The 14799-nt window shown below is 74.6% G+C and carries 13 protein-coding genes and 1 pseudogene; 7 read left to right on the plus strand and 7 right to left on the minus strand.

The window, feature by feature from the left end; all coding sequences use genetic code 11:
* Positions 1-138 precede the first annotated feature (138 nt).
* From BJF77_RS05995 to BJF77_RS06005, 3 genes are read right to left on the minus strand one after another with little or no spacing between them, the layout of a single operon-like run.
* Positions 139-837: a glycosyltransferase family 2 protein gene (locus BJF77_RS05995; protein ID WP_075871586.1), complete on the minus strand. Its 699-nt coding sequence runs from the start codon at positions 835-837 to the stop codon at positions 139-141.
* Positions 834-2471, minus strand: a complete 1638-nt coding sequence (locus tag BJF77_RS22305) for a carbamoyltransferase C-terminal domain-containing protein (RefSeq protein WP_075871587.1) — start codon at positions 2469-2471, stop codon at positions 834-836. Before BJF77_RS22305 ends, BJF77_RS05995 begins: the two co-directional genes overlap by 4 nt.
* A gap of 49 nt (positions 2472-2520) precedes the next feature.
* A complete protein-coding gene (locus tag BJF77_RS06005; RefSeq protein ID WP_075871588.1) occupies positions 2521-3492 on the minus strand; it encodes a polysaccharide pyruvyl transferase family protein in 972 nt (323 codons plus the stop codon).
* A gap of 172 nt (positions 3493-3664) precedes the next feature.
* On the opposite strand from BJF77_RS06005, the gene BJF77_RS21455 reads away from it, so the two are divergent.
* Complete coding sequence (locus BJF77_RS21455; protein WP_255396155.1) at positions 3665-3787, plus strand: hypothetical protein; 123 nt, start codon at positions 3665-3667, stop codon at positions 3785-3787.
* Positions 3784-4056 carry a hypothetical protein gene (locus tag BJF77_RS06010; protein WP_047801467.1) on the plus strand — a complete coding sequence of 91 codons (273 nt, stop codon included), beginning with the start codon at positions 3784-3786 and terminating at the stop codon, positions 4054-4056. Before BJF77_RS21455 ends, BJF77_RS06010 begins: the two co-directional genes overlap by 4 nt.
* Here the strand turns inward: BJF77_RS06010 and BJF77_RS06015 are convergent.
* Together BJF77_RS06015 and BJF77_RS06020 are read right to left on the minus strand one after the other, a co-directional pair.
* The gene (locus BJF77_RS06015) at positions 3986-4846 is read right to left on the minus strand and encodes a cytochrome c oxidase assembly protein (protein ID WP_083664999.1); all 861 of its coding nucleotides are present in this window, start codon (positions 4844-4846) and stop codon (positions 3986-3988) included. The two genes, BJF77_RS06010 and BJF77_RS06015, sit on opposite strands and share 71 nt — an antisense overlap.
* Positions 4843-5268: a DUF2243 domain-containing protein gene (locus tag BJF77_RS06020; RefSeq protein ID WP_047801472.1), complete on the minus strand. Its 426-nt coding sequence runs from the start codon at positions 5266-5268 to the stop codon at positions 4843-4845. Before BJF77_RS06020 ends, BJF77_RS06015 begins: the two co-directional genes overlap by 4 nt.
* A 173-nt stretch (positions 5269-5441) precedes the next feature.
* Here BJF77_RS06020 and pepN point away from each other — a divergent pair.
* A pseudogene (pepN, locus tag BJF77_RS06025) lies at positions 5442-8053 on the plus strand (aminopeptidase N).
* Between the two features lie 25 nt (positions 8054-8078).
* Here the strand turns inward: pepN and BJF77_RS06030 are convergent.
* Positions 8079-8282 (minus strand): hypothetical protein, encoded by a 204-nt coding sequence (locus tag BJF77_RS06030; protein WP_047801466.1) that lies wholly within the window; start codon positions 8280-8282, stop codon positions 8079-8081.
* Between the two features lie 66 nt (positions 8283-8348).
* A complete protein-coding gene (locus tag BJF77_RS20465; RefSeq protein WP_075871590.1) occupies positions 8349-9767 on the minus strand; it encodes a hypothetical protein in 1419 nt (472 codons plus the stop codon).
* A 225-nt stretch (positions 9768-9992) separates the two neighbouring features.
* On the opposite strand from BJF77_RS20465, the gene BJF77_RS06040 reads away from it, so the two are divergent.
* The 4 genes from BJF77_RS06040 to BJF77_RS06055 all read left to right on the plus strand — a co-directional run bounded on the left by BJF77_RS06040 (position 9993) and on the right by BJF77_RS06055 (position 14781).
* Positions 9993-11150, plus strand: a complete 1158-nt coding sequence (locus tag BJF77_RS06040; RefSeq protein ID WP_075871591.1) for a hypothetical protein — start codon at positions 9993-9995, stop codon at positions 11148-11150.
* The gene (locus BJF77_RS06045) at positions 11147-12829 is read left to right on the plus strand and encodes an AarF/ABC1/UbiB kinase family protein (RefSeq protein ID WP_075871592.1); all 1683 of its coding nucleotides are present in this window, start codon (positions 11147-11149) and stop codon (positions 12827-12829) included. Before BJF77_RS06040 ends, BJF77_RS06045 begins: the two co-directional genes overlap by 4 nt.
* A 262-nt stretch (positions 12830-13091) precedes the next feature.
* Positions 13092-13907, plus strand: a complete 816-nt coding sequence (locus BJF77_RS06050) for a carbohydrate-binding protein (protein WP_139318459.1) — start codon at positions 13092-13094, stop codon at positions 13905-13907.
* A 166-nt stretch (positions 13908-14073) separates the two neighbouring features.
* Positions 14074-14781 carry a BTAD domain-containing putative transcriptional regulator gene (locus BJF77_RS06055; RefSeq protein WP_075871594.1) on the plus strand — a complete coding sequence of 236 codons (708 nt, stop codon included), beginning with the start codon at positions 14074-14076 and terminating at the stop codon, positions 14779-14781.
* Positions 14782-14799 lie beyond the last annotated feature (18 nt).

The raw sequence follows: 14799 nt of genomic DNA on the forward strand, positions 1-14799 counted from the left end.
CCCAGGGCCGCGGCCCCGGCGGCCGCCGCGGCCCCGGCCCGCGGTGACCCCAGGGCGCCGACGGTGGCGGCGTGCCACGCGAAGCCGCCGCGGGCGCCTCCGCCGCGGCGCGCCAGTCCGGTCCGTGCAGCCGGCGCATCAGGCGTCGTCGGCGTTGCCGGCCTGCACGCGCAGGCTCACCAGGTCGTCGGCCGGGCGCACCGGGTGGGTGATCCGCCGTTCGCCGCGCACGAGCTGCCAGCCCGCCCGGCGCACGCGCAGGGCGAGGTCGGCGTCCTCGCGGTAGGCGCGCGGGAACCGCTCGTCGAAGCCGGCGACGGCCTCCAGGGCCGCCACGCGGTAGGCCATGTCGGCGGTGGCCCAGTCGGCGTCCTCGAGGGAGGCGGTGTTGCGCTCCCAGTCCGTGGGCCGGCGGGTGTCCGGCAGCGGGACGTCGATGCGGCCCTGGGTCGCGCCGGTCTCGGGCCCGCACGCGGCGAGGTCCTCGGCCAGCCGCTGCGCCCAGCCGGCGGGCAGCTCGACGTCGTCGTCGAGGAACGCGATCCACTCGGCGCCCGAGCGCCGGGCGGCGCGCCAGCCGCGGTTGCGGGCCGCGGCGGGTCCGCGCCCGTAGCCGCGCACGGTGCGCACGGTCCAGGCGACGGTGTCCGGGACGCTCAGCCGCAGCGGCGCCACGTCCCCGTGGCGGTCGTCGACCACGACGACCTCCAGGGGGCCGGGGTGACGGGCGTCGACGTCCTGGGCGGAGAGGGTGTCCAGCAGCCACTGCAGGGTGGGCCGGCCCACCGAGGGGATGACGACGGCGTAGGTGGCGGGCTCGGTGGACGCCGGCGTCATCGGGCCTCCTGGAAGAAGGAGGCGCGGCGGACCAGGTGCGGGCCCAGCACGAGCGCGGCCACGGGGGCCGAGCCGAAGAGCTCGAGGGCGTCGCGGGGGTCGTCGACCATGGGGCGGCCGGCGGTGTTGAGCGAGGTGTTCACGACGACGGGCACGCCCGTGCGCTCGTCGAAGGCCCGCAGCAGCGCCGCGATCCCGGCGTTGTCCTCGTCCGTGACGGTCTGGATGCGCGCGGTGCCGTCCACGTGGGTGACGGTGGGGATCCTCTCCCGCCACTGCGGGGCCACGTCGTGCACGAAGAGCATGAACGGGCTGGGCATCGGTCCGCCGCTGAAGATCTCGGCGGCGCGCTCCTCGAGGACCATGGGCGCCACGGGGCGGAACTGCTCCCGGCCCTTGACGTCGTTGAGCCGCTCGAGGTTCTCCTGGTGCATCGGGTTGGCGATCAGGGACCGGCGGCCCAGGGCACGGGGGCCGAACTCGCTGCGGCCGTCGAACCAGGCGACGACCCCGTTGTCCGCGAGGACGTCGGCGACCTCCCCGGCGAGGTCCTCGGGTGTGGTGAAGGGCACCTGGGCGGTGCGCAGCCACTGCGCGAGCTCCTCGTCGGACCAGCTGCGCCCGAGGGCGGCGGTGGGCTGCGGCTCCCCGAGGTCACCGGCCTCCTGGGCCAGGTGCAGGGCGGCGCCGAGGGCGGTGCCGGAGTCCCCGGAGGCGGGCTGGACCCAGACCTCCTCGAAGGGGGTCTCCCGCCAGATGCGGGAGTTGGCCACGCAGTTCAGGGCGGTGCCGCCGGCCATGGTCAGCACGCGGTCGCCGGTCTGGCCGTGCAGCCAGGTGGCGAGGTCCACCAGGACCTCCTCGACGACGGCCTGCACGGAGGCGGCGAGGTCGGCATGGTCGCCGCCCCAGGTGCCGTCGTCGATCCGGCGTGGGGCGAAGCGGGTCCAGTCCGGGGCCTGGGCGGTGAACCCGCCGTCGCCGGTGGCACGGACGATCTCGCGCAGCTCGGGCAGGAAGCGGGGCTCGCCGTAGGAGGCCAGGGCCATGACCTTGAACTCGTCGGAGGAGCGCAGGAAGCCGAGGTGGTCGGTGAGGGACTCGTAGAGCAGGCCCAGGGACTCCGGCAGGGCCTGGCGGTGCAGGATCTCCAGCTCGCCGTCGCGGTAGCGTCCGGCCAGGTGCGAGTGCGCCTCGCCGCGGCCGTCGACCACGAGCACGCTGCTGGTGCGGGAGGGGGCGGCCAGGCCCGCCGATGCCGCGTGCGCGACGTGGTGCTCGACGAAGCGGACCTTGTCCCGGTCCAGGCCGGGCAGGGCCTCGGCGAGAAAGCCCGGGGCCCGGCGGGCGTAGTCCACCCGCACCGGGTCGTACGGGTCGTCCGGCATCTCGGCGGCGATCGCCGGGTCGAAGGAGTAGCCGACGGCGTCCAGGTCCGCCGGGGTCAGCCCGGCCTCGGCGAGGCACCAGCGCATCGCCTGCTCGGGCAGCTCCCACGCGGAGAACGGCACGGGCCGCTTGCCGTGCTTGCGCCGGGAGAAGCGCTCCTCCTCCGCCGCCGCCACCACTCTGCCGTCCACGACGAGAGCCGCCGCGGGGTCGTGAAAAATCGCGTTGATGCCCAGGTAGTTCATAGAGCGGAGTATTACACAGACTGATCAGGCGGCTGATCTTGGGGGCGTGTCACCGCTGGTGCGCAGGGGTTCCGGCCCGCTCGAGGAGCCTGTCGCCGGTCTCGGCGCCGAGCGGGCCGGCGGTGCCGGGGCGGGGCGTGCCGCCCAGCTCCCGGACGAGGTCGTGGAGCTGCTCGGCCCCGCTGGGGTCCTTCACGGAGCGCGCCTGGGCGGCCTTCCGCCCGTCCTCCGACAGGCACCAGCGCAGCTGCTCCTCGAGCAGGTCGGCGCCGAGCTCCTCGGGCCCGACGACGGCCGGCCAGTCCCAGGCCCGTGCCTGGGCCGTGACCTTCCCGCCCCCGGCGACGGGGTCCACGGCCAGGACGGGGACCCCGGCCCGCAGGGCCAGGACGAGACCGTGCATGCGCATGGTCACGACGGCGTCGAGCCGGGCGATCACGGAGCCGACCTGCGCCGCGGTGGCGGGCAGCCGCCAGTCGCGCGGGTCCAGCCGGGTCTCCAGCGGCAGCCGGGCCGCGTCCAGCCCGCCGAGCCACGCCTCGAGCCCGGACCGCGTCGTCTCGTGCCGGCGTCGCGCACCGTACTCCTGCTGCCCGGAGGTGAGGTAGACGCCCAGCACGGGCACCGCCTGCGGCACCGGGCGGGCCGCCAGGTCCCGGTGCGCCCCGGCCCCGGGGCGGTCGCGGGCGATCACCCGGTGGAACCCGGCGGTCACCGGGTCGCCGGGGTCGAGCACGCTGACCCCCACCGCGATCCGGCGACAGTGGACGAAGCGCTCGTGCAGCTCGGCGATGGAGCGGCCGGTGGCCGGCCCGCAGACGAAGACGAGATCGGTGTACCGTCCGGGGTCGGCGTCGTCGAGGCGCAGCCCGCCGGGCGGGCACATCACCGCGCTCCAGGCGACGTCGTGCGGGACGCCGGCCGCGCCGAGGGCGTCGGCGACGGCGTCCATGGCCAGGACGTCACCGGCCGTCGCCTCTCCGTGCAGGACGCTGGACCAACCGACCACGAGTGTGCGCATGCCCCCGAGGCTACCGGTCGGCGGCCCGGGGTCCGGCGCACCGCACCGCGTCCGGGTCCCCGGCCCGGGCACGGCCGCGCGTCCCCCCTGGTGGCGGGCGGACTACCGGTCTAAGCTCGACCTCACGGGTCAAGCAGCCGGCCATGTCATCCCGTCGTGGAAGGAATCCTCCATGGACTCCCAGCTGACCGTCGTCGCGCGAATCGACCCGGTCGCCCGGTGCCGCACCGGTGCCGCCCCCGTCCCCGTCTCCCGGCCCTCCGGCAGCATCGATACCAAGGCCGTGGCGGCATGAGCGGCCTCGACACGGTCCCGTCCCCGGCCGGCCCCGCCGCCGGGGGAACGTCCGGCTGCGACACGTGCCTGGGCCCGGACTGCGCCTTCCCCGCCGAGCTCTCCGCCCTGTCCCTGGTGGAGCTGCAGGTGCTGCACAGCCGGGTGGTGTGCCAGCTCGAGCACGAGTACCTGACCGCTCCGGACGGCCCGCACCCCGTCACCCAGGACCGGCACGACGAGCTCGTCGCCGAGCTCGAGGCCCGGGGCGGCTCCGCGCCGGCGGCCTGAGCCCGGCCGTCCACGCCGCCGCCGGGGCGGCCCGCGTCCGGCCGGCGGCATACCACTGGGCGAAGAAGACCACGAGCAGGGCCACGTCCACGGCGTCCCCGCCGTAGTACATGATCCGGGACCCCAGCTGCGCGTCGGCGGTCCCCACCCCGGCGGGCGGGTCCCCGTAGAGCCGCTTCGCCAGCACCGCGTGCACGGTGAGATACCCCACCAGCACCGCCGCGCGCAGCCGGAGGGATCCTCGGTGCGGGTCGGTGTCCACCCCGACGACGGCCGCGGTGAAGAGGTACCCGGCGAGCAGGACGTGGGCGTGCACGGCGGCGTGCACCGGCGCAGAGGCGTCCATGGCGGCGTACAGGCCGGTGCTGTACAGCACCCAGAGGCCCCCGGCGTTCAGCGTTCCCGCCACCACCGGGTGGCTCAGCACCCGGACCGGACGGCTGCGCAGGAGCCGGGCCAGACACCGGGCGCCGGCCACCGGCAGCGCCCGCAGCGCCAGGGTCACGGGCGCGCCGAGCACGAGCAGCAGCGGCGCCGCCATCCCGAGCAGCAGGTGCACCACCATGTGGGCGGCGAAGCTGCCGTGGGCGGCGGCGGCCAGGGGGCCCAGCAGAGAAGCCCCCGCGCAGCCGAGCCCGGCGAACCACAGGACGGTCCGCCGGACCGGCCACGGACTGCGGTGCCGTGCCGCCCACAGCGCCGCGGCGTAGCCGGCCGCGCCCGCCGCCAGGGCGAGCACGGCCACGGCCTCCACGGCGGCCCAATCCGCACCGCCGTGGTGCGGGCTCACCGTCCGGCCCGGGCGGACCGGGCGCGGTGGAGCACCCCCAGCCCCACCGCGAGCGCGAGCACGGCCGTGCCGATCCAGGTGACGTCGTAGAGCAGCAGGTCCACGTCGTAGCGGACCTGGTGGATCCGGAGCACCTTGTGCAGCACCACGCCGTCGAAGAGCTGGAAGGCACCCAGGCCGGCCAGCAGCGCCCCGGCCCAGCGTCCCCAGGACAGGGCCCCGCGCCGCCGCACGTCCGCGAGCAGGAAGAGCGAGCCGACCGTCACGAACCAGCCGAAGGCGTGGAAGAGGCCGTCCGAGAACAGCGCGACGCCGGTGGTGGACAGGTCGTAGAAGTGGTGCCAGTGCAGGATGAGGTGGAACACGGCGAGGTCCACCACGGAGGCGGCGATGCCCGCGCCCAGCAGCGCGCCGGCGAGCACGGTGCGGCGGTCCTGCCCGGCGGGACCCGCCGGCTCGGGGCGCGCCCGCTGGGGGCGGCGGGGCGTCGGCCATGGGGGGCCTCCTGGGGTCGAGGGCGGCGGTCGCCTCCAGCCTAGGCACCGTCAGCCTGCTGTCCAGGGCGGGGCGGCGGCCCGAATGGTTCAATGGCACCGTGCGCAACGACAACCTGACCCGCCGCGAGGCCGCCGACCGCTCCGCGCTGATCACCGTGGAGGACTACGAGGTGGTGCTCGACCTCTCCGCCGCCGCCGATCCGGCCGAGGACTCGTTCGGGTCGGTGACCACGGTGCGCTTCCGCGCCGAGGAGGGCGCGCAGACGTTCCTGGACTTCATCGCGCACTCGGTGGAGTCGGTGGCGGTCAACGGCCTGGCCCTGGACCCGGACGACGTCGTGGAGGGCTCCCGGATCCGGCTGCCCTCGCTGGCGGCGGACAACGAGGTCACGGTGGCCGGCCGGGCCCACTACTCGCGCTCGGGCGAGGGCATGCACCGCTTCGTGGACCCGTCCGACGGGCGGACCTATCTCTACACGCAGTACGAGCCGGCGGACGCCCGCCGGGTCTTCGCCGGCTTCGAGCAGCCCGACCTCAAGGCGTCGTTCCGGTTCACGGTCCTGGCCCCGGAGGCTGGGAGGTCTCGTCCAACGGGGTGCGGATGGTGAGCTCCCCCGCCCCGGAGGCGGAGCGCGGCGGGGCGCTGCGGCACGAGTTCTCCGCCACCGAGCGGATCTCCACGTACATCACCACCGTCCTGGCCGGGCCCTACCACCGGGTGGCGAGCGAGTGGCGGCACTCCTTCGAGGACGGCAGCCGGATGACCGTGCCGCTGGCCCTGTACTGCCGGGCCTCGCTGGCCGAGCACCTCGACGCCCGTGAGCTGTTCGACCTCACCCGGCAGGGGCTGACGTTCTTCACCGAGCTCTTCGACCACCCGTACCCGTTCGGGAAGTACGAGCAGGCGTTCGTGCCGGAGTACAACCTGGGGGCGATGGAGAACCCGGGGCTGGTGACGTTCACCGAGGAGTACCTGTTCCCGGACGGGGCGACCCGTGCCCAGTACCAGGGCCGGGCGAACACGCTGCTGCACGAGATGTCCCACATGTGGTTCGGGGACCTGGTGACCATGAGCTGGTGGGACGACCTCTGGCTGAAGGAGTCCTTCGCGGAGTTCATGGGCGCCCACGCGTCGGTGCAGGCCACCGACTTCGAGGAGGCGTGGATCGCCTTCGCCGACCGGCGCAAGGCCTGGGCGTACCAGCAGGACCAGCTCCCGACCACGCACCCGGTGGTCGCCGACATCCCGGACCTCGAGGCCGCCCGGCAGAACTTCGACGGCATCACCTACGCCAAGGGCGCGGCGGTGCTCAAGCAGCTCGTCGCGTTCGTGGGCTACGGCCCGTTCGTCGACGCGTGCCGCTCCTACTTCCGCCGCCACGCCTACGGGTCCACCACGCTGGAGGACTTCCTGGCGGTGCTCGAGGAGGCCTCCGGGCGGGACGTGCGCGGGTGGGCGGACTCCTGGCTGGCCACCTCCGGGGTCGGCACCCTGAGCCTGGACCTCGCCCGGGACGACGACGGGGCGGTGACCTTCGCCGCGCTGCTGCAGGAGCCCGGCCCCGGGGTGCTGCGCCCGCACCGGCTGCTGCTCGGCGGCTACGAGCGCGGGCCCGGGGACGTGCTCGTGCGCACCGGCACGGTCAGCGTGGACCTGCCCGCGGCGGCCTGTGTGGAGGTCCCGGAGCTCGTGGGCTCCACCGCGCCGCTGCTGGTGGTCAACGACGAGGACCTGACCTACGCCAAGACCCGCCTGGACCCGCTGTCGCTGACCACGGCGCTGAGCTCGCTGTCCTCCGTGGAGGACGCCATGGCCCGGGCCCAGCTGTGGTCGGGGCTGTGGAATGCCGCCCGCGACGCCGAGCTGGACCCCGGGGACTGGGTGGGGGCCGTCCTGGACCACGGGTTCGCCGAGCCGCAGGCGGGGATGTTCGTCAACGCCGTGGAGCACGCCGTGCAGGCCGTGGAGCGCTACACCCCGCCGGCACGGCGGGACCGGCTGCGGGGGCGGCTGCTCGACGTCGCCGTGCGCGAGCTGCGCGGGGCGGACCCCGGCAGCGACCGCCAGCTCGCCCTCGCCCGGCAGACCGCGCGCCTGGCCCGGCGCGACCGCTCCCACGACGGCTGGCTGCGGGACCTGCTCACCGGGGCGGACGCCCTGCCGGGGCTGACGCTGGGCCCCGAGCTGCGCTGGGCGCTGTGGACGGCGCTGGTGGCCACCGCGCACGGCCCGGACCCGGAGCTGGAGGCCGCCGTGGAGCGGGAGCACGCCGCGGACCGCACCCGCACCGGGCAGATCGGGTGGGCCCGCACCCGCGCCGCCCGGCCCACTCCGGAGGCCAAGGCCGAGGCGTGGGAGGCGATCACCGGGGAGGGGCTGTCCAACGACCTGCTGACGGCCACGATCGCCGGGTTCCGGCTCGGCCCGGAGGAGCTCGTGGAGCCCTACCGGGAGCCCTACTTCGCCATGCTGGAGGAGGTCTGGGCGCGCCGGTCCATCGGGATGGCCACCCGCACGGTCGAGGGCCTCTACCCCTCGGACGCCGATCTGGAGCCGGGCCGCGACCCGCAGCACCACCCGGTGGTGGCGCGCACGGAGCTGTGGCTGAGCAACCACGCCGGGGCGCCGGCCGCGCTGCGCCGGATCCTGGCCGAGGAGCAGGACCACCTGCTGCGGGCCCTGCGCGCCCAGGCGGCGGCCCGCCCCTGACGGCGCGCCTCCGGGCGGCGTCGCCTCAGCCGGCGCGGCGGGCGGCCCGGCGCAGCACGCGCTCCACCGCGCGCTGGGCGTCCTCGTTGGACTTGAAGACCCGCCGGTCCAGACTCTGGCCCAGGGACATCGACGAGTTGCCCAGCTGCAGCACGTTCACCTTGGAGTCGTTCGGTCGCGTGCGGCGCGGCTGGGGCTCCTGCGGGCCGGTCCGTGCGTCATAGGCCATGGTGGATCCTTTCCGTGACCTCTCCAGTGTAGGAGGCCACCGTCCCACTGAACAGAGCGCCGCCGGTCACGGCCCGCGCCGTCGCGCCCGGGCGGTGTAGCGGCCGCGGTCCACGGCCCGGCGCACCCACCAGGTGCGCACGACCAGCACGAGGGACAGCGTGTGCAGGAGCAGCAGCAGGGCCCAGTAGGCCCCGGCGGCCCCCGGGGTGAAGGGCACCGACGCCGCGCCGGCGAGCATGAGCATGACGAACGCCTCCAGGTTCAGGGCGTAGCGCAGCGGGCGCATCACGCGCACCGAGAGGTCGTGCTCGGGCTGCCGGTTGATCCAGGAGAGCAGCACCGCGACCACGGACATCACGATCGACGCCGCCGCGGACGGCACCTGCCAGCCCGGCCCCAGCACCCGCTCGGGCGCGGCCGCCACGACACCCACGAGCAGCAGGACCGCGGTGATCAGGCTCACCGCCACGGACGCGAACGCCGTGATCCCCTGCCGGGCCGGCAGGATCACCATCTCGCAGAAGGCGTCGTCGAAACGGGACGTGGGCCGCAGGGCCAGGTGGCCGCGGACGGCACCGGGCCATCGCTGCACGATCCGGTCCTCGGCGAGGACGCGGTCCACCGCCCGGTCCGGGACCGTGCCGCTCCTGTCGTCCTCGGCGGAGAGGACCGTGAACTCGTGCAGCCGGACCTCCGCGGGCACCGTCAGCTCCAGGTGGAAGCTGCGGCAGGAGGCGAGGTCGTGCAGGCCCACCCGGCCGACCCAGGGCTTCCAGCAGTGCCGCAGCCGGTCCTGCGCCCGCGACCGGCGGCCGGCGGCGTACTGCTCGTCCATCGCGTACTTGAGCACGAGCCGCCGGCCCGCGAGCTCGGCGGGCAGCACGAAGGTCAGCAGGAACCCGCGCGCCAGCTGGTCGGCCACCGTGGTGAACAGGGCGAAGTCGCCGTCCCAGTTCTCGGCGTCCTCGGCCGAGAGCCGGCCCAGCGCGATCAGCTCGTGCACGACCGTGCGCAGGTGCTCGCAGTGGGCCCAGAACCGGTCGAGGGCGTCCTCCACGAGCAGCTCCGGCACGTGCACGATCGCGGGCACGTGCTGCTCGGCCAGCAGGGCGGCCTCGGCCAGCGGCAGCTGCTCCGGGATGAGTCCGCGCAGCAGCAGCTCGGCGAGCGCCCCGTTGTCCTCGGTGCCGAGCACGGGGGCGGGCTCCCCCTCGCAGACGGCGTCGAAGTTGCGCAGGGGCTGCTTGGCCTGGATGGTGACCGGCACCAGCAGCCGGCCGGCGGCGTCGGCCGGCCAGGGGTCGTGGGCGGCGAGGTCCACGTCGAGGGAGACCTTCCGCCGGGTGACGCCGTCGGGGCTCATCAGCACGGACTCCACGCGGCGGTGGATCCAGCCGGCGGGGCTGAGGAACAGCGTGCGGAGCACGTCGACGTCCACGGCCGTGCCGGCGGGCTCGGGCGGGGGGACCTGGCCCTGGGGCATCCGCGCCTCCTCTCCGGTCCCGGTCCGGCTCTCGTCCCGGGGCGGCCACCGGGGCCCGCCCGGTGTCCTGATCAGCGTCCTCATCGGTGTCCGCACGGGACTCCTGATCGGTGCTCATTGCACCAGTCGGCCCGGACACCGTAGGGGCCGGGGCTTGAACCGGCCGTTCCGGGAATCGTGAGAAGCTATTGACGACTTGCCGCCCCAGCTCCACCGAGGGAGACCATGACCGACTACGCGCTCAACGACCGCGGCTCTCTGGAGATCGTCACGGAGAACTTCTACGACACCGAGATCATGCGGGTGTTCGGCGGTCTGTCCTTCGGCAAGCTGCGGACCTGGACGGGCAACGCGGCGCTGGTGCCGGAGCCGGACAACCCCTTCGACCCGCACACGGTCTCGGTCCGGATCGGCCCCAACAAGATCGGCCACCTCGCCCAGCAGGACGCGCAGCGGTACTGGCCCTACCTGGCCCGGGTGATCGCCTCGGGCTTCACACCGGTGGCCCCGCTCAAGCTCGACGCCACCGTGCTGCGCCAGGACGGGCAGGCGGAGGTCGACGCGACGGCGCGGCTGTCCATCGCCGCCCCGGACCTGCTGTTCCCGCTCAACACGCCTCCGACCCACGCGACCGTGCTGCCGCAGGGGCCCTCGATCAAGGTCCTGGACGAGCAGGAGTTCGCCGAGTACCTGCACAGCGTGGTGCCGCCCTCCGGCGAGGGCCGGGTGATGCTGACCCTGGAGGCCAACAAGGTCAAGAACCACCACGGGCAGGTCGTGGACACCGTGGACGTGCTCTACGAGCGCCGGCAGGTGGGCCGGCTGTCGACCCAGATGTCCCAGCAGTTCATCCCGATCATCAACCACGCGTTCCAGCACGAGCTGCTCACCGCGGTGTGGGGCACGATCCGCGGCTCGGCCTTCGAGGTGTCGATGACCATCCAGGCCGCCCGCCCGGAGGAGATCCCGGCGGAGTGGTTCGAGCGGCTGCCCAACGACGTCCCCGAGCTGCTCCCGCCCACCGACGGCCACCCGGTGCCGGACGCCTACGTCCCCGCGGAGGCCGACCGCTCACGCAACGCCAAGAAGTGGCGCAAGGGCCTGACCGTGGCCGGTGCGGGGGCCGCCGGCGCCGAGCGCTCGGGGCCGGACGAGGACGTCTCCGCGCAGCGCTCCTCCGCCCGCCCCCGCGGCGGTGCCGCAGGGCGGGTCGGCGTGGCCGTGTGGGCGCTGCTGGCGGTGACCGTGCTGCTGGCCGGGGTCGGAGCGGTGTTCCTGGGGATCGAGCCGCTGGTCAGCGCGCTGTGCTTCATCGTGGCGGTGGCCACCGGCTTCATGTCCTTCTACCTGGCCCGGATGAGCACCGGAGTGGCCGGCCGATGATCAGCCGCCGCGAACGCTTCCTGCAGATCCTCGAGGTGCTCTCCAAGCACGGCTTCGGCTTCGCCCTCGGCGGGATCAAGGAGGAGTGGCGGGCGCCGCTGGCCCGGGTGCGCCTGATCGACCCGAACAAGCTCTACAGCCAGCCGGTGCACCTGCGGCAGGCCCTCGAGGAGCTCGGTCCCACCTTCGTGAAGCTGGGGCAGCTGGTCTCCACGCGACCGGACCTCCTGCCGCCGCGCTACGTGCAGGAGCTCACCCGGCTGCAGGACAACTCGCCGCCGGTGCCCCCGGAGCAGATCCGCGCGATGATCGAGTCCGAGCCGGACTCCGCCGCGGAGGAGATCCTCGCCCAGATCGACCCCACCCCGCTGGCCACCGGCTCGATCGGCCAGGCGCACGCGGCCGTCTACCACGGCGTCGACGTCGTCGTGAAGGTCCGCCGGCCGGGCGTCGTCGAGGAGGTCAACCGGGACCTGGAGATCCTCGCGGAGCTCGCCAAGCTGCTGTCCACCTACTGGCCGGCCGTGGAGCACTTCGACCTCGCGGGGCTCGCGGACGAGTTCGCCCAGTCCCTGCGCGATGAGCTGGACTACCTCACGGAGGCCCGCAACGCCCAGCGGATGGCGGAGAACTTCCGGGGTGACCCCCGGGTGCACATCCCGGAGATCTTCTGGGAGGCCTCCACCTCCCGGATCCTCACCATGGAGCGGGTGCGCGGGATCAAGATCAACGACTACCCCGCGCTCGAGGCCGCCGGGCTCGACCGGCACCTGCTGGCCGTGGAGTCCACCGAGGCCATCTGCCGGATGATCTTCGAGCACGGCTTCTTCCACGCCGACCCGCACCCGGGCAACCTCTTCGTGGAGACCGGCGGGCGGATCGGCATCATCGACTTCGGCATGATGGGCACCCTCACCGACGAGTTCCGCGACCACCTGGTCACCCTCATGCTCGGGGTGGTGCAGCAGAACCCCCGGCGCGCGGCGGCCGGGCTGCTCGGCATGACGTCCCAGGAGGAGGACGTCAACAAGCGGGAGCTGGACCGCGACGTGGGGATCATGCTGCGCCGCTACGCCAACAAGCCGCTGCAGGAGGTGCGGGTGGGCCACCTCATGGGCGACCTCATCGGCCTGCTCCGCCGCTACCGGATGCACCTGCCGCGCGAGTCCGCCCTGTTCCTGCGGATGCTCGTCACGGCCGAGTCCGTGGGCACGGGCCTGGACCCGGACTTCGACCTGGTCACCGTCCTCACCCCCTACGCCCAGCGCTTCGTCCTGCACCGGCTCTCCCCCGAGGTCCTGGTCAAGCGGCTGCGGGACGTCGTGGAGGACGCCGTGCAGATGGGCGTGGAGGCCCCGGAGTACCTGCGCCGGCTGATCGTGGTCCTGGAACGGGGCGGCTTCGACGTCCACCTGCGCGCCGACGAGTTCGAGCCGCTGCTCAAGCGCGGGGAGAAGATCGGCCACCAGGTGGTCGCCGGGGCGGTGATCGCCGCGTCCATCAACGGGATGGCGCACATCCTCGCCTCGGACCCGGAGCGGTGGCGCCGCTACCACACGCCGCTTATCGCCGGCGGGGCGACCACCGTGGGCACTCTCACGGGCTACCTGGTGCTCTCCACCAACGTGCCCAAGGTCCGGCGCCTGGCGAGCACCCTGCGGGTCCGGCGCCGCTTCTGAGCCCCGCCGGCCCGGCCGCCCGGTCATCGGGCCGCGCCGGGCCCCGGCGTCCCGCCCGGGCGCGCCCGGGGTGCCCGAAGTGCCCCGGAGGTAGTCATACCGGGATAACGCCGCAGGCCGGATCATGGCCGTGCGACCGGCGGACCGTGCCCGCACCACCCCGGACGGAGGGCGGGACGGCGCCGGCCCGGTCGCGGCCACCATCCACCGCGGCGGGAGCCCGTGCGACCGGCCGGTCCCGCCCCGCGTCGAGGAGCACACCATGACCACACGGGACCTTCCGCACGAGCGGACCGCCGCCGCCCCCGGCGGCATCTCACGCAGGAACCTCATCACGGCCGGCGCCGTGCTGGGCACAGGGGTGGCCCTGGGGTCCGCGCCGGCCGGCTCCGCCGCGCCCGTGACCACCACCGCCTGGTCGGGATGGGAGGACCTGGGCGGCGACTGCCGGTACGGCACCGGCGTGTCCTCCTGGGCACGGGGCCGGCTCGACACCTTCGTCGTCGGCACCGACGACGCGCTGTGGCACAAGTGGTACGAACGCGGCTGGAGCGAGTGGGAGAGCCTCGGCGGACGGCTGAAGTCCAATCCCGCGGCGGTCTCCTGGGACCGGGACCGGATCGACTGCTTCGGCATCGGCCGCGACGACGCCCTGTGGCACAAATGGTGGAACGGGCGCCGCTGGAGCGGCTGGGAGAGCCTGGGCGGCCGGTGCCGCGGCGGCGTGGGGGTCTCCTCCTGGGCGCGCAACCGGCTGGACTGCTTCGTGCTCGGCACGGACGACGCCCTGTGGCACAAGTGGTGGAACGGGCGCCGCTGGAGCGGCTGGGAGAGCCTCGGCGGGGTCTGCCGCGGCGGGACCGGCGCCTCGTCCTGGGCCAGGGGCCGGCTCGACTGCTTCGTGGTCGGCACCGACGACGCCGTGTGGCACAAGTGGTACGACCGCCGCTGGAGCGACTGGGAGAGCCTCGGTGGGCGGGTCAAGCACAACCCCTCGGCGGTCTCCTGGGCCCGCGACCGGGTCGACGTGTGCGCGATCGGCAGCGACGACCGCCTCTACCACAAGTGGTGGGACTGACCCCTCCCGAGCGCCCCGGCCCGGCCCCGTCACCGGGGTCCGGGCCGGGGCGGTCGCACTCGTCGCCGGGCGCGACATGTCGTTGACTTCCCCGGGGCCGCGGCCCAGCATGGCGGTGAGCGCACGGCGCGGACATCGTGCCTGGTCAGCCGGGGGGAGACAGCTCATGGGCGAGCGGGGGACGATCGCGCTGCGGCTGCTGGGGAGCTGGGACGCCACCGTGCGGGGCGCCCAGGTGCCGACGGGATCGCGGCAGCAGCGGCTGCTGGCGGCCCTGGCGATCCACGGCCCCCGGTCCCGGGCCTACCTCGCCGGGCTGCTGTGGCCGGAGGTCCCGGAGGACCACGCGCTGGGCAGCCTGCGGGCGGCCGTCTTCACGCTGTCCCGCCGCCTGCCGGGGGCGGTGGTGTGCCAGGGAGGCAGCCTGGCGCTGGCCGAGACGGTGGACGTGGACCTGCACCACCTGCTCGAGCTGGTGCGGCGGCCGGTGGCCTCCTGGTCCGCGGCACGGGACGACGCGTGGGTGCTGGACCGCCCCGGGGTGCAGCTGCTGCCGGGCTGGTACGACGACTGGGTCCTCGCCGAGCAGGCGCGGCTGCAGGAGCTCTACGTCAACGCCGTGGAGGAGCGGGCCGAGTTCTGCCTGGCGCACCGCGACGTCCACCGCGCCCTGGCCCTGGCCCGCACCGTCCAGGACGCCGCTCCCCTGCGGGAGAGCGCCGTGTGCCTGCTCATCCGCGCGCACCGGGGCCTGGGCAACGAGACCGAGGCGCGGCGGACGTTCGAGGGCTTCCGCGCGCTCGTGGCGCGGGAGCTGGGCGAGCAGCCCTCCGACCGCGTCCGCGGGCTGCTCCAGCCGCTGCCCGGGGCCTGACCCCCCGGCGCCCCGGGC

It is taken from the genome of Kocuria sp. CNJ-770 (genome assembly GCF_001942375.1).
GTDB classification, from domain to species: domain Bacteria; phylum Actinomycetota; class Actinomycetes; order Actinomycetales; family Micrococcaceae; genus Kocuria; species Kocuria oceani.

Bases quoted from the DNA above. Each gene is read 5' to 3' on its own strand.
- BJF77_RS06045 (WP_075871592.1), top strand. From the start codon at position 11,147: ATGATCAGCCGCCGCGAACGCTTCCTGCAGATCCTCGAGGTGCTCTCC.
- BJF77_RS06055 (WP_075871594.1), top strand. From the start codon at position 14,074: ATGGGCGAGCGGGGGACGATCGCGCTGCGGCTGCTGGGGAGCTGGGAC.
- BJF77_RS06040 (WP_075871591.1), top strand. From the start codon at position 9,993: ATGACCGACTACGCGCTCAACGACCGCGGCTCTCTGGAGATCGTCACG.
- BJF77_RS21455 (WP_255396155.1), top strand. From the start codon at position 3,665: ATGGACTCCCAGCTGACCGTCGTCGCGCGAATCGACCCGGTCGCCCGG.
- BJF77_RS06050 (WP_139318459.1), top strand. From the start codon at position 13,092: ATGACCACACGGGACCTTCCGCACGAGCGGACCGCCGCCGCCCCCGGC.
- BJF77_RS06005 (WP_075871588.1), bottom strand. From the start codon at position 3,492: ATGCGCACACTCGTGGTCGGTTGGTCCAGCGTCCTGCACGGAGAGGCG.
- BJF77_RS06010 (WP_047801467.1), top strand. From the start codon at position 3,784: ATGAGCGGCCTCGACACGGTCCCGTCCCCGGCCGGCCCCGCCGCCGGG.
- BJF77_RS20465 (WP_075871590.1), bottom strand. From the start codon at position 9,767: ATGCCCCAGGGCCAGGTCCCCCCGCCCGAGCCCGCCGGCACGGCCGTG.
- BJF77_RS22305 (WP_075871587.1), bottom strand. From the start codon at position 2,471: ATGAACTACCTGGGCATCAACGCGATTTTTCACGACCCCGCGGCGGCT.
- BJF77_RS05995 (WP_075871586.1), bottom strand. From the start codon at position 837: ATGACGCCGGCGTCCACCGAGCCCGCCACCTACGCCGTCGTCATCCCC.
- BJF77_RS06030 (WP_047801466.1), bottom strand. From the start codon at position 8,282: ATGGCCTATGACGCACGGACCGGCCCGCAGGAGCCCCAGCCGCGCCGC.